Here is an 11828-nt window from a genome sequence, read left to right as displayed (position 1 = left end):
CCCCGGCCGTCCTTGGTCGTAAGAGCCTTGCGCGACCATATTCGCGCCGTGCTGCCCACACTGTAGAACCCGTGAATGCGACGAACGCTGATACGGCGCCTGCCCCGGGCGGGTCGCGGACGGCGGGGTCGCCTGGGGCGCGGCCAGAGTCGGGCTCGATCAGCCCGGGGCATTTCGCCATCCAACGACGCGTCGATGCCCAGAAAGTGCTTCAACTCGTCGCGACCTCGCGATGAAAAGCGCATAGTCATTATTTCTGGGTGCACGTGAAACATTGGAATCTATTCGCGCTGGGCCTTGGTATTATTGTCGTTCTGGCGAGCGGATCTCGACCGCAAGGCGCGAACGGATGACGACAGACTTCAATCCCTCGGACGTGGGCGGCTATGCGGCCTTGGGTGAGTTCGCCAGGGCCGCGCCGCTGCGCGACACGAGCCGCAGCACGGACGAGGCCGAGGTCTGGCGGGCATAATGGCGCGCCGCACCGGGCGCAGATGATAACTACGTTTACGCTATAGCCCTCTAAGATGAGGATCGGAAGGCCGGCAGAACTCGCTGAAATAATAGGAGGAATTAGTCTATACGTGCTGGTTGGGGGCGCGAAGCAGGCGCCCGGCCGGTGGTGATTGATTGGCCTGGAGCCGAGAGGATCAATTGCCGGGTCAGGCATAGGCCGTACCGGCGAGCGCCGCCCCGACCCCAACCATCCCCCGATCAGTCAGGTCCAAGAAAATACGATTCGTATCGTTCGTGTCGCGCGTGCGGCCAAAGAGTTCATGCGCCTGAGTGAATGCTACGCTCCAAACAGACGCGATCATGCCGGCGGCGAGATGCGCATCAGGATCGCCGCGTGGGCGGTTGACGGCATCGGCCAGGACATCTGCCAGAGCGCGGACGAAATCGTCGCGCATCTGGCGTGCACGCGCCTTGAGGGTTTCGCTCGCAAGGGCCGTTTCCACAAAGAGGTATGTGCCGCCAAAGAGTGGGTAGGAAGGATGAGGCTGTTCAATCAAGCGATGTGCCAAAGCACCCAACGCCTGAATGGGCGAGGTGCCCGCGTCACGGGCTTGGATGGCCGCAAACGCGACGTCCCTCATCTCCTGCTCCCGATCGAAGAACATGTCCTCCTTGCGGGGGAAGTGGTTGAACACCGTCATTCGCCCTACATCGGCAGCATCGGCGATCTCGTCGATCGTCACGTGGTCGAAGCCTCGCTCAAAGAACAGACGGGTCGCCACATCGGAGATGGTTTGGCGCGTCACCAGTCGCTTTCGCGTTCGCCGCTCTGCAGCTGACTTAGGCATGCCTTGCTTTCTGTACTGAGTATATTTATAGATCGAGTCCACATCATGCGGGTTCGAAATTGAGGGTTCCATGGCCAATCCGTCAACCTCCGTCTTTGCCCCGGCCCATGTTGACCAACCGTCGGTACTGGTCAGCGGCGCGAGCTTCGCCGGTTTGGCAACTGCCTATTGGATGACGAAACTCGGCTATCGCGTGACGGTCATCGAACTTGCCAGCGGATTGCGGCGAGGCGGCACTCCCGTCGATATCGAGGGTGAGACGATAGGGATCCTAACCCGCATGGGGATGATCGAAGCCGTACGCGCTAAGGCTCTTCCTCCACGCGACTTCGAGTTCAAGGACGAGGCGGATGCCACCTTGGGCGGGCTGGAGGCAGCCTCCAGGCCTGACGATCTGTCGGCGCGGCGATACGAGATCCACCGGGACGATCTACTCGACATCCTGTTCGGGGCGGTCGAGGGCTCCGTCGAAATCCTGTTCGGGCGATCCCTGAGCCAATTGGAGGAAGGGCCGGCAGGCGTCACGGTCACCTTCAGCGACGGCTCGAAGGGCGACTACACGCTGGTGTTCGGATGCGATGGCAATCGCTCCAATACCAGAAAGCTCGTGTTCGGAGACGCCGACTCTTCGTCCTACTTCATGGGCGGGTACTTCTACCTGCGAGTCGTGCCGGAGCCCGGCTTGGTTCCGGCAAACAGGACGCAGGTCTTCAGTGTGCCGGGCCTGACGGCGATGCTGAATGGCTACGACGATCGCACCGACATCGCCCTGGCGTTTCGCTCCGATCGCCAGATCGACTACGACTATCGCGACAGGGCACAGCAGCGCCGCCTCATCCGCGATCACTTCGACGGGCTCGGGTGGAAGGTGCCGGCCATGCTCGCCCACGTCGATACGGACGGCGACTTCTACTTCGACCAAGCGAGCCAGATCAGGATGAAGAGCTGGTCGAAGGGGCGTGTCACTCTGGTTGGTGACGCGGGATACTGCGTTTCTCCCGTCGCCGGCATGGGGGGCTCCATGGCCCTGATCGGCGCGGCGCGCGTGGCCGACGCTCTTCGGCGCCATCCGGACGATCATGCCGCCGCGTTCCAGGAATACGAGGACAGGCTTCGCCCCTTTGTGGAAGAGGTGCAGGAAAAAGCAGCCACCGATGGCATGTCGTTGCTGTTTCCGGCGGATGAGCTCGACCTTGCGGAGCGCAACCGTAAGCTCCTCGAGGGGATAATAGATCTGTGAGCCTCAGCACCGCCCCTTGAAGTTCCGTTCAGCAAGCAACGCGCCCCATGGCATATCGAGCGACGTTTTTTGGGAACCGCTCAAGCGTCGTTGAACGTCGCGAATGAGGGCGCATTCCCGCCATACCAGGCCGCAACGTATTCTTTTGGCAATCACTCGACCGAAAGCGATTCGAACTTTTCCGCCGCCGAACGCCGCCATTTCTACGCTCTTTTGCGCGTGGGCCGGCCTCTACCAGCTATAAGGGTGTACGTTCAACGGCTATAGTGTACAGCGGAGGGTAATCGGCGGTATTTGGCGCGCCAGACAGGAATCGAACTGGTCTTCGTTCTACGTAGAAAAGCTAAGCTGCTAACCTCGGGATCGGCCCCTCAACCAATCGCAGAAATCGGGTGTTGCAAGCTCCCGCAACCAAATCAGCCCGCCAAGTCAATGACTTGGCGGGTTTTTCGTTTGACCGGGCCTCATTCGGCCGGGCGCGGGGAGCGGCGACGCAGGGGCCGTCCGGCCATCTGCGCCAAGGCGACGCCGGCCAACACCAGGCAACCACCGATGACGTGATAGGGCCGGATCGGCTCGCCGAGCATGACGATCGCCGCCGCCGCGGTCAGCACCGGCAGCAGGTTCATGAACACGGCGCAGCGGCTGGGGCCCAGATGCTGGACGCCGCGGATCCAGAAGAACGGCAGCACCACCGACGCGAGCCCGCCGGCATAAGCGATGAGGGGCAGGGTGTCCTGGTTGAGGGCGCGCAACGGCGCCGGCGTCGCGAGGAAGGCGGGCAGCATGATCGCCAGCGCGCACAGCGCCTGCATGTAGGTCGACTGCCAGCCGGTGACGGGAAGGTTCCAGCGTTTCAGCAGCACGCCGTACAGCGCGTAGGCCAGGGCCGCCAGCAGCATCAGCGGATCGCCCGCATGTATGCCGTCGTGCAGCAGCGACGCGGGGCTGCCGCCGCTGACGAGATAGATGAGACCAACCAGCGACAGCACGCCACCGCCGACCATGCCGACGGTCGCCGGCTCGCCGAGCAGCCGCACGCTGAGGCCGACGGTCAGCAGCGGCGTCAGCGCCGTGAACACCGCCATGTTCGTCGCCGTCGTGGTCTCGGCCGCCAGGTAGGACAGGCTCTGGAACAGGCACATGGCCAGGAAGCCGAGGATGGCGAACTCGCCCAGATGCGGCCAGATGGCGGCCCGGTTGCGCCAGGCCGGGCGGGCCACGAACAGGCTCATCAGGAGGGCCGCCAGCAGCAGCCGGTAGAAGGTGATCGCCTGCGGCCCGATGGTGTGCGCCGACAGCCGGGAGACGATGACGTTGCCGGCCCACAGCACGATGGCGAGGACAGGATAGAGCGATGCGGCGTTGCGCCTGAGCATGGGGGCCTCGCGAAGAATTGCGGAGAGCCCATCCGATAGCGGGTCGCGGCTTGGTTAGTATCGCGCTAGAACGACGTTATCTGGCGAGATTGGGACATGCTCGACGATCTGCTCACCCGGTATCTCGACTATCACGCGACCGCCCGGCCTCTGGCGGCGATGGAGGTCGACTATCCGAGTGGCAGCAGCACGGGGCTGCATGCCCATCCGCGCGGTCAGCTTCTGCATGCGATCGCCGGTGTGATGATCGTGCGCTCGGCGGCGGGCTCCTGGGTCGTGCCGCCCAACCGGGCGGTGTGGCTGGTCGTGGGCCTCGAGCACGAGGTGCACATGTGCGGCGAGGTGAAGATCCGCACGGTGTTCGTCGATCCCGGTGCGGCGGCGCATCTGCCGCGAACGAGCTGCGTCATCGCCGTCTCGCCGCTGCTGCGCGAGCTGATCGTCGCGGCGGTCGCCGTGCCCAGCGACTACACGCCGGGCACGCGGGACGAACGTCTTCTGCTGCTGCTGCTCGACGAATTGCGCGAGCTCGACACGCTACCACTGCACCTGCCGGCGCCGGGCGATGCCCGCCTCAGGGCCATCTGCCAGGGGCTGACGTCGCGGCCCGATGACGTCACGACGGCCGAGCAGTGGGCGGGCCGGCTCGGCATCACGGCGAAGACGCTGCATCGGCTGTTTGCGAAGGAAACGGGCATGACCTTCGGCCAGTGGCGGCAGCAGGCGCGGCTGCTGTTTGCGCTGGAGCGGCTGGCGCGCGGCGAGCGGATCATCGATGTGGCGCTCGACAGCGGCTATGCCAGCCAGAGCGCCTTCACCGCCATGTTCCGCAAGCATTTCGGGATGCCGCCCAGCGTCTTCTATCGCTAGACTGCGTCGATCAGACGAGGTCATCCGATCCGGGAGGCATGCTCCGCTTCTCTCCGATCGGCTGCCGCCCCTCGATGACAGAGTACCCGAAGCGGCTTGATATGAGCTGCCGCTCTAGATGTGAGCTCTGTCGGCCTCAATCGGCGCGTTCGCCCCCATCTGCATCCTTGCAGATGGGGGCGCGCCACCGTTTCACTCGCGGTCTGGCCCGGTCGCCTCATAACGCTGCGAGTCCCCGCAAGGCATTGACGTCGTGCGAATTGACGAGGTCCTTCACGGTCCAGCCGGACAGATCGTATTCGGCCATGCAGCGCCGGACCATGTCCTGCATGAGCTCGAGCTCGCCGGTCGCCTGCGCGGCGAGCAGCGTCTCGATCCGCAGGTTTTCGTAGTTGCCGGCGTAGTTGCGTTCGTAGAGCTCGTGGCGCCCGCCGAACTCGGAGCCGATCGCGTCCCAGAGCAGCTTCAGCAGCTTCACCCGGTCGATGGCCGCATAGCCGTTCGACCCGCGCACGAAGCGGTCGAGATAGGGCCGGATCGCCGGACTGTCGAAGTCCGCTGCGGTCGACGGCAGGTAGATCAGGCCCGATGCGACGTGGCGCTCGATCAACTCCTTGATCCGCGGGTAGGCCATCGGCGCCATCACCCGATAGGCGAGGCCGTAGTTCATGTTGGGCAGGTTGAACCCGTCGGTGCCCTGCCAGGGGATCGGCGACTTGACCATCGCGTCCGCGAGTCCGTGGAAGAGGTTGCGCCAGGCGAGCACCTCGCCCACCGCGGCCTGCACGCCGCGGAAGCTACCCGCGCCGGTCGCGTCGACCGCCATCGAGAAGAGGCCGGCGATGAAGTCGAGCTTTACGGCAAAGCGGCAGACGCCGTGAAGCGTGAAGCGCGGCACGAAACCCGAGGCCGGGAAGAAGGCGTTCACCTTGGCCGTGTCGCCGTAGATGAAGACGTTCTCCCACGGCACCAGCACCTTGTCGAAGACGAGGATGGAATCGTTTTCGTCGAGCCGGCTCGACAGCGGGTAGTCGAAGGGCGTGCCCATCACAGCAGCCTGCGCCTCGTACGACTGCCGGGCGATCAGCTTCACGCCGGGTGAATCCATCGGCACGGTGAAGATCAGCGCAAACTTCTTGTCCTTGATCGGAATTCCGTAGTGGGCGATGAAGTTGTAGTGCGTCAGCGCCGATCCGGTGGCCACGACCTTGGCGCCGGAGACGACGACGCCCGCGTCACTCTCTCGCTCCACATGCATGAAGACGTCGGCCACCTCCTCGATGGGTCGGTCGCGGTCGATCGGCGGGTTGACGATGGCGTGGTTCCAGAAGTCGAGCCGCTCTTGCGTGCGGCTGTACCAGTCGCGCGCATTCTGCGCATACTCGCCGTAGAAGGCGGAGTTGGCGCCGAGCGTGCCGAGAAAGCTCGCCTTGTAGTCGGGCGACCGGCCCATCCAGCCGAAGGCGGGCTGCTGCAGGTCCATGATCGCGGCCTTTGACCGGACCAGGTCCTCGGCCGTGCGCGAGCCCAGGAAGAAGGGGTGGGTGATCTTTCGCGAGCCGTTGTCGCAGGGCACGCCGAGGGTGTCGGCATGGGCGTGGAAGCGGTCATACCAGCGAGCCACCATCCGCGCCGAGTTGCGGAACGCCGGGTGCCGCGTCACGTCCTTCACGCGCTCGCCGTAAATATACACCTCGCGGCCGTCGCGGATGCTCTCGAGAAACGCGTTGCCGGTATAGGCGGCGCAGCCTTCGCTGGGGCTGAATTGATCCATCGTCTCCTCCCTGGACTTTCGAGATCAGGCCCGGACCGCATGCTTTTCTGCGCGAGCCGACGGCGGAAACTGTCGCGCCGCGGCAGGCATCGCGGAAGGTATCGTGCCTTACCTGGGGCGGCATTGCCCGGCGCCCGCTTCCGCGCCAGCCTCGTTTCGGACGACCCGCGAAGCGGGCGCCAGCATTGCGCGGGGCATGCGTTGCGCAGGGGAGGAGCCGGGATGAGGCATGCGAGAGAAGGCGACCGGTTGCGCCCCGATGTGCCGAGCGCACCGGCCTTCGACACGCGCGCGTTCCGCAACGCTTGCGGCGGCTTCGGCACCGGCGTCACGGTGATCTCGACCCGCGCCGGCGGCGAGGACCATGCGATGACCGCCAACGCCTTCATGTCGATCTCACTCGAGCCGCCGCTGATCGCCGTATCCATCGCCGCCACGGCGCGGATGCTGCCCCGGCTGCGCGCCGCCCGGGCTTTCGCGGTGAGCGTGCTCAGCGAGGGGATGGAGACCATTGCCTGGCATTTCGCCGGCCGCCCGTTGATCCAGGGCCCCATGCCGTTCGACGATCTGGACGGCCTGCCGGTGATCCGCGATGCAGCAACCATCTTCGCGGCCGACGTGCACCACGAGGTCCCGGCCGGCGACCATGTGGTCTTCATCGGCCACGTCCGCTCCATGCGTTGCGACTCCGGTGCCCGGCCGCTGCTGTTCCACGCCGGGCGCTTCGCGAGCCTGCCGGCCGAGCCGGCAGACTGAAACCAGTGGGGGGATGGGATGGCCCTCGACGAGAGCACGGGCGCGGCGCACCCCCTCGACCTCAGGCGGATGCGCTACTTCCTCGCCGTGGCGCGCGAACTGCACTTCGGCCGCGCTGCGGACCGTCTCGGCATCGCGCAGCCGCCGCTCTCACGCATGATCGCGCAGCTCGAGCGCGATCTCGACGTGCAGCTCTTCGACCGCAGCCGCAGCCAGATTGCCCTGACCCAGGCGGGCGAGCTCCTGAGGACACGGGCGAGCTATCTCGTCGAGGAAATCGACCGCGCCATCCGCGACGTGCGGACCGTCGGCAAGGGCGGGTCGGGGGTCCTGCGCGTGTCCTTCGTGGGCTCGGCGACGCATGGGCCGTTTCCCGTGTTGGTCAAGCAGTTCCGCTCCGCCTATCCGGAGGTGGAGCTGCGTCTCAGCGCGATGAACAATGCGGAATCCCATGATCAGCTGATCACCCGGGCGATCGACGTGGCGGTGGTCCGCCCCGCCCTCGACGACTGCACGCTGCGCCAGCAGTTGTTGGTCGAAGAGCCGCTGGTCGCCGCCGTGCATGAGACGATGGCCGACGGCCTCGGCGCCTCCATCCGGCTGTCGGCGCTCGGCGGCATGCCGTTCGTGCTGTTCCCGCGCAAGCCGCGTCCCAGCTTCGCCGATCTGATCCTCGGCCTGTGCGAGAAAGCGGGCTTCGCGCCGCCGACCATCGTCTGGGCGCCCGACTACCAGACGGCCGTCAGTCTCGTCGCGGTGGGGGAGGGGATATCCATCGTGCCGGCGTCCTGCGAGGGGGCGCTCCGGCCCGGCGTGCGCTTCTGCCATCTGGCCGAGCCGGAGGCCCGGACCCGCCTGTCGATCTGCGCCCGCAGCGACAACCAGAGCCCGCACGTGTTCAAGTTCCTGGATTTCGCGCGCAGCTTCGCCCGTAGCTTGAACAACGGGCGAAGCGCCGACAACCGGTAGAGCATTTCGTCATTGGACCTGATCGTCCAATGACGAAATGCTCATAACCTTTTGAATCTGGAACGCAGGTATCGCGTCAGACCCGCCGGGTATTGGACAGGTCCGGCGTGCGTCCGGAAAGTGGACCGGCAATCAAAATTTCAAGAGACAGGCCAAGGCTGTGGTGACCATCGACCGGATCGATACTCTCATCATCGACGTCCCGACGGTGCGCGGGCATGTGCTGTCGATGGCGACGATGATGACGCAGTCCGTCGTGCTCGTGCACATGCGTTTCTCCGACGGCTCCGAAGGCTGGGGCGAGGGCGCCTCGATCGGCGGATTGTCTTACGGCCTGGAAAGCGTCGAAAGCATCAAGCTGGCCATCGACGTCTACATCGCGCCGATCCTGGCGGGCGCCGACGCGGATCGGATCACTGCGGCCTCGGCGCTGATGGCGCGGGCCGTCAAGGGCAACCACGCCGCGCGGGCGGCGGTCGAGACGGCGCTGTGGGACGGGCTCGCCCGGCGGCTCGGCGTGCCGGTGGCCCAGCTCTTCGGCGGCCGCGTGCACGATCGCCTGCCGGTCGCCTGGACGCTCGCCTCGGGCAACAGCCGGACCGACATCGACGAGGCGGAGCAGATGCTCGACGAGCGCCGTCACCGCGACTTCAAGCTGAAGATCGGCAAGCGTGCGGTGAAGGACGATCTGGCCCATGTGGCGGCGATCGCCCAGGCGGTGGGCGAGCGGGGCACGATCCGGGTCGACGTCAACCAGGCCTGGAGCCTGACCGACGCGCGCTACGGCGTGCGCGGCCTGCAGGAGATCGGCTGCGTTCTCGTCGAGCAGCCCGTCGCGCGCGAGCGGCTGGCGGGCCTCAAGGCGCTGACCGACGGCTACGAGATCGCGATCATGGCGGACGAGGTGCTGCAGGGGCCGATCGATGCGATGCGCGTCGCGGCGGAGCGCTCGGCCGACGTCTTCGCGGTGAAGGTCTGCCAGTCCGGCGGCCTCGCGCCGGCGGCGGAGGTCGCGTCCATCGCCCGGGCGGCGGGCATCGACCTTTACGGCGGCACCATGCTGGAGAGCGGCGTCGGGACGGCCGCTGCCGTCCAGCTCTTCGCCACGATCCCGCAGATCACCTGGGGAACCGAGCTGTTCGGGCCGCTTCTCCTGGTCGACGAGATCCTGGCCGAGCCGCTCGTCTACGGCGATTTCTCGGTCATGGTGCCGACGGGGCCGGGCATCGGCGTTCGGCCCGACCCCGACAAGCTGGCCTTCTACCGGCGCGACCGGCGGCCATCGGCAGCGCGCGTGGCGGCTACGTAGTAGCGCCGCTCGCGGCGCTCACACCAGCTTCCGGGCGACCTTCTGGGCGAGCGCCACGAAGTTGCGGACGTGGATGCCCTGTTCGTCGATCCGGTAGTTGACGGAAATCCCCGTCCCCGTCGCGAGGTGAGCGATCTCGTGATAGCGCACGCCGTTCCGCTGCACCGTCCCGACCGATGCCGGGACCAGCGCCACGCCTTCGCCGACGGCGACCAGCGCGATGGCCGTCTGGAAGTCCATGGTGAAGACGGGGCGGCCCACGTCCATCCCCAAGCTCTCGCAGGCGCGGATCACCACGTCGGCGAATGAGGGCCGCGGATACTCCGGATAGAGGATGAAGGTTTCGTCCTTAAGCCGTGGCAGGTCGACGGGGCCGGGCGGCAGGATCAGTGTATCGGGGACCGCCAGAGCCAGCGGCTCGTCCGCCAGCTTGCGGGTGACGATCTCGGTGTCATCGAGCGAAGGGCGGGCGATGGCGATGTCGATCTCGCGCCGGATCAGGGTCCGCTGCAATTGCGCGTTGTTCATCGGGACCAGCGACAGGTTCACGTCCGGATAGGCCGCACGGAAGGACTTCAGGATGTTGGGCAGCATCCCGTAGGTCGCCGAGCCGACGAAGCCGACCCGCAGACGCCCCTCGGCCCCCTGGCCGATGCGCCGGACCTCGAGCTTGATGTCGTCGAACTCGGTGAGCAGCGCCGAGCCGCGCTGATAGAACCGCTCGCCGGCTTGCGTCAGGGTGATCCCGTTGCGGCCGCGATTGAAGAGCAGCGCACCCAGATCCTCCTCGATCTGCTTGATCTGCCGCGACAGGGGCGGCTGCGCCATGCCCAGCCGCTCGGCCGCACGCCCGAAATGCAGTTCTTCCGCCAGCGCTATGAAATATTCAAGCTGCTTGAGGTTCACACCCGCGCTCCTTCGCCCCGTGCAGGCTGTCGCTCGCAGGGGGCGGGCAAGATGTCCGCAAGAGTTAGGAGCTTTGCACGGAGGCGTTGTCTTCTTGAGCGGATGGATGGCCGGGTCAAGCCCGGCCAAGACGATGAGGATAAAGGCTCTCCGCCTTCACGCTCTCATCGGCCGGGCTTGACCCGGCCATCCATCGACTTCAAACCTCCTGAGGGCGCGGCCTCAGGTGCAGACGGCTTTCACTCCGCAGCGAGTGCCGGGGATGCCGCCAGCGGCTTCAGGGTGAAGTCGAAACGGATGTGCAGGTTGGTGTCGTCGCCGGGACGGCCGGGGCCGAACGTGGCCACAAGGCTGTTCTTCACCGCGAACACCGAGTCCTCGTCGAGCCAGGGGCTCTCGGCGTCGAAGACCTGGCTCACCAGCGTCCGATAGCCGTCCTTGGCGATGATGAAATGCAGATGGCCGGGACGGTTGGGATGATGGCCCATGTAGCGGATCAGTTCGCCCGCCGTCTCGTTGTCGGGGATCGGGTAAGGCACCGGTCGCAAGGCGCGCAGTGCGAAGTGGCCGGCGTCGTCGGTCTCGAAGCGGCCGCGCAGGTTGTAGTCCGGCTGGCTCGGGTCGTGGTTCTCGTAGAGCCCGTTCGGGGCATCTTCCCAGATGTCGATGGTCACGCCCGCGAGCGGCCGCCCCGCCGTATCGCGGATGTAGCCCTCGACCAGCACGGTCTCTTCGCCCTCGAAGTGCTTCTGCACGGTCGAGGCGCCCTTGGGCAGCACCGGCGGGTTCTCCCGGTAGAAGGGGCCGAGCACGGTCGACTCGCTTTCGCCGCCATCGATCGGGTTCGACAGCATGTCGACCAGAACCTCGACGCCGAGGATGTCGCCCAGGAGGATGAACTCCTGCCGTTTGTCGTCGCAGGTCTGGCCGGCGCGTGCCAGGAACTGGCAGGCCTGGATGAATTCGTGGTGCTGAAGCTTCACGTCGCGGCAAAAGCCGTGCAGGTGCTTCAGAAGCGAGGTCATGATCTCACGCTGGCGGTCGGAGATCGGGCCGTGGCGGCCGAGCGAGCCGATGACCACGTCGGTGACGTTGCTGGTCGTGACGTTGCGCATGGTGTCCTCCTCCCCGAAACCTGGTCTTTGCGGGTTCCCGCTGTCTGGGCGAGTATTCACGTCGGTCTCGGCGGCGCCAATGCTCCGCCGGGTATGGCCCGATACCTGCCCCGCCCGGTATCGGCGAATACCCGCCACGTCATTGTCGGCCGGCATCCGTGCGTCCTTGATGGACGTCGCCGGGTGCGTACGCCCTGGCGGGAGGA

Annotated in this window: 11 protein-coding genes and 1 pseudogene (1 of these 12 only partly in view); 7 read left to right on the top strand and 5 right to left on the bottom strand. The window is 66.0% G+C overall.

Features of this window, described 5'->3' with window-relative positions; genetic code table 11:
• Positions 1-66 (top strand): annotated as a pseudogene (locus ACZ5PO_RS02200) (type 2 periplasmic-binding domain-containing protein); its annotated part reaches 258 nt to the left of the window's first position; the annotation flags it as partial.
• A gap of 283 nt (positions 67-349) precedes the next feature.
• Positions 350-472 carry a hypothetical protein gene (locus tag ACZ5PO_RS02195; protein WP_464189815.1) on the top strand — a complete coding sequence of 41 codons (123 nt, stop codon included), beginning with the start codon at positions 350-352 and terminating at the stop codon, positions 470-472.
• A gap of 190 nt (positions 473-662) precedes the next feature.
• Here the strand turns inward: ACZ5PO_RS02195 and ACZ5PO_RS02190 are convergent, their stop codons facing one another.
• Entirely contained in the window at positions 663-1376 is a 714-nt protein-coding gene (locus ACZ5PO_RS02190; protein WP_464196616.1) for a TetR/AcrR family transcriptional regulator, read from the bottom strand.
• On the opposite strand from ACZ5PO_RS02190, the gene ACZ5PO_RS02185 reads away from it, so the two are divergent.
• Complete coding sequence (locus ACZ5PO_RS02185) at positions 1375-2544, top strand: FAD-dependent monooxygenase (RefSeq protein ID WP_464189813.1); 1170 nt, start codon at positions 1375-1377, stop codon at positions 2542-2544. The genes ACZ5PO_RS02190 and ACZ5PO_RS02185 overlap by 2 nt on opposite strands.
• Before the next feature lie 464 nt (positions 2545-3008).
• On the opposite strand, the gene ACZ5PO_RS02180 is transcribed toward ACZ5PO_RS02185, so the two are convergent.
• Positions 3009-3923: a DMT family transporter gene (locus tag ACZ5PO_RS02180; protein WP_464189810.1), complete on the bottom strand. Its 915-nt coding sequence runs from the start codon at positions 3921-3923 to the stop codon at positions 3009-3011.
• A gap of 96 nt (positions 3924-4019) precedes the next feature.
• Between ACZ5PO_RS02180 and ACZ5PO_RS02175 the strand changes: the two genes are divergently transcribed.
• On the top strand, positions 4020-4793 hold the full coding sequence (locus ACZ5PO_RS02175; protein ID WP_464189808.1) for an AraC family transcriptional regulator: 774 nt from the start codon (positions 4020-4022) through the stop codon (positions 4791-4793).
• Between the two features lie 217 nt (positions 4794-5010).
• Here the strand turns inward: ACZ5PO_RS02175 and ACZ5PO_RS02170 are convergent, their stop codons facing one another.
• Positions 5011-6567 carry a 4-hydroxyphenylacetate 3-hydroxylase N-terminal domain-containing protein gene (locus ACZ5PO_RS02170; protein ID WP_464189806.1) on the bottom strand — a complete coding sequence of 519 codons (1557 nt, stop codon included), beginning with the start codon at positions 6565-6567 and terminating at the stop codon, positions 5011-5013.
• Between the two features lie 222 nt (positions 6568-6789).
• Between ACZ5PO_RS02170 and ACZ5PO_RS02165 the strand changes: the two genes are divergently transcribed.
• The 3 genes from ACZ5PO_RS02165 to ACZ5PO_RS02155 all read left to right on the top strand — a co-directional run bounded on the left by ACZ5PO_RS02165 (position 6790) and on the right by ACZ5PO_RS02155 (position 9601).
• Positions 6790-7323 (top strand): flavin reductase family protein, encoded by a 534-nt coding sequence (locus tag ACZ5PO_RS02165; RefSeq protein WP_464189804.1) that lies wholly within the window; start codon positions 6790-6792, stop codon positions 7321-7323.
• 18 nt (positions 7324-7341) lie between these two features.
• A complete protein-coding gene (locus ACZ5PO_RS02160; protein WP_464189802.1) occupies positions 7342-8292 on the top strand; it encodes a LysR family transcriptional regulator in 951 nt (316 codons plus the stop codon).
• 160 nt (positions 8293-8452) lie between these two features.
• A complete protein-coding gene (locus ACZ5PO_RS02155; protein ID WP_464189800.1) occupies positions 8453-9601 on the top strand; it encodes a muconate cycloisomerase family protein in 1149 nt (382 codons plus the stop codon).
• 18 nt (positions 9602-9619) lie between these two features.
• Here ACZ5PO_RS02155 and ACZ5PO_RS02150 read toward each other — a convergent pair whose 3' ends face one another.
• Both ACZ5PO_RS02150 and ACZ5PO_RS02145 read right to left on the bottom strand, forming a co-directional pair.
• Entirely contained in the window at positions 9620-10507 is an 888-nt protein-coding gene (locus tag ACZ5PO_RS02150) for a LysR family transcriptional regulator (protein WP_464189798.1), read from the bottom strand.
• 239 nt (positions 10508-10746) lie between these two features.
• Positions 10747-11622 (bottom strand): dioxygenase family protein, encoded by an 876-nt coding sequence (locus tag ACZ5PO_RS02145; RefSeq protein ID WP_464189796.1) that lies wholly within the window; start codon positions 11620-11622, stop codon positions 10747-10749.
• Positions 11623-11828: the final 206 nt, after the last annotated feature.

Source organism: Chelatococcus sp. KU-N122 (genome assembly GCF_055391085.1).
The sequence above is the reverse complement of the archived record's forward strand: the minus strand, read 5'-3'. Positions and strand labels throughout refer to the sequence as shown.